The sequence below is a fragment of the Shigella sp. FC1967 genome, from assembly GCF_001743005.1.
In the GTDB taxonomy this organism is placed as follows: Bacteria; Pseudomonadota; Gammaproteobacteria; order Enterobacterales; family Enterobacteriaceae; genus Proteus.
This window is the reverse complement of the sequence record NZ_MIIZ01000972.1, coordinates 1-1,532: the sequence shown is the minus strand read 5'-3', so window position 1 is coordinate 1,532 and position 1,532 is coordinate 1. Positions and strand designations below refer to the sequence as shown.

Annotated in this window: 2 protein-coding genes; both read right to left on the bottom strand. The window is 33.6% G+C overall.

The features are described 5' to 3' along the window. Positions 1–505 (bottom strand): T6SS phospholipase effector Tle1-like catalytic domain-containing protein (locus BHE89_RS16915; RefSeq protein ID WP_458694236.1); only part of this gene is annotated, 505 nt, incomplete at its 3' end. Beyond that, positions 505–1,532, bottom strand: a 1,028-nt coding sequence (locus tag BHE89_RS16910) for a T6SS phospholipase effector Tle1-like catalytic domain-containing protein (RefSeq protein ID WP_141008325.1), incomplete at its 5' end; no start/stop codon positions are given. The genes BHE89_RS16910 and BHE89_RS16915, both read right to left, overlap by 1 nt.

Below are 1,532 nucleotides of genomic sequence, written 5' to 3'. Positions count from 1 at the left end.
CAATAACTTGAGTTAAACTATTTATAACACCTTCTGTTTTTTCAACAATAGATTGAGCTATGGCAATTGATTGTACAGGGCCCGCATTTTTAGTAGGTTTAACATCTTCAGGATTAAGGGGAAGTGCTAATCCTGTTATTGCATTTACTACTTCATATTCCATTGACATAACACCCAATGTGCCAGCAAAAACACCTAATCCATTTTTAATGTTCTTTTGTCTCACCATATATGCCATACCTCCAACAAATGTTGCTATGCCAATTACTTTTCCTGCTATTGCAACAGGTGATAAAAATTTATTAGTTTCACTGTCCGCATAAATCATTCGATAGCTAAAATAGCTTGCCCAAGGTTCTCTAGATTGTAATGCATCATGCATAAACCAAGCACGAGAATCATGAAGTTGATTATCAAATAAATCTCTTGTTAATAATTTCTCGGGATCTAGCGTATTGTTTTCTTTAAATAAAGGAAATCCATCACCTTTTTTATTAAATATCATCACCACTTTTTTTTCATATAAAAATATTCAGATTTTTCATCGTCAGTATTTAATAAGCACATTATATTTGTTAGTAAATTATCGATAGAAAATTGTTTCCAATTTCGAACTTCTCTTCGTTCATCATAATAGTCCGCTTTAAATTCTTCAGCGCCTTCTCTTAATTGTGTTTTACCTAGCATGGGCTCATAATGCGGAGGTCCTGCAAGATCTCCTGGTGAAATGGTGTCTGTACCATTTTTTATTTTTTCTTTTTGTTGTTTTTCTTTTTCATCTTGTTTTTCTTTCCATTCTTTTCTATCTGTCTTTATCTTTTCAGTACCATGCTGGACTGCATTTTTATAAAAATCTTGATTAAAAAGATTCATATCGGCATATCTATCAATACGCCAAGCCGTCATCCATGCCATCTGCTTTTCGACGATTTTTTCTAATGACATATTTGCACGGCAAGCATTGAAGCTTCCTGAGAAATTAGTAGTAGCTACTGGTGGTAACCCTAATGTAATTTTTCGCCAAGCATTAAAACGTTGAATTAGAATTGGGTTTATCTTGAATAATGATTGAACTTCTCTAGTAATACTTGCACTCATATAATCACCACTTCTGTTTTTTGGTGATTCCCCTATTATATTTAATGGTGATCCTACAAGAAATGCCGAAAGATAGAGATCATGTAAGACGATTTGTGAAACTAACATGGAAGGGTCTTCAAATGCCTTACCCTGATCGCCAACTTCATACCCTCCTCCAATATCAGAGTGAACACCAGGATAAACCACTTCTTCAATATCGGATATTTTAGGATAACGACCATACTTATTCCCATCAGTATTTTTATTATTCCCATCAGTATTTTTATTATTTCCATCAATATTTTTATTACTTTCAGATGTATCTGCTTTATTTTTTTCATTCTCCCAATCTGAAGGCCGTCTTACTGTATCTAGAGGAAAACAGAAACGTTGTTCATGGGCAGAAACAAAGTGACGACAGCATTTAATAAAGTTAGGAAAAACTTTTTCAC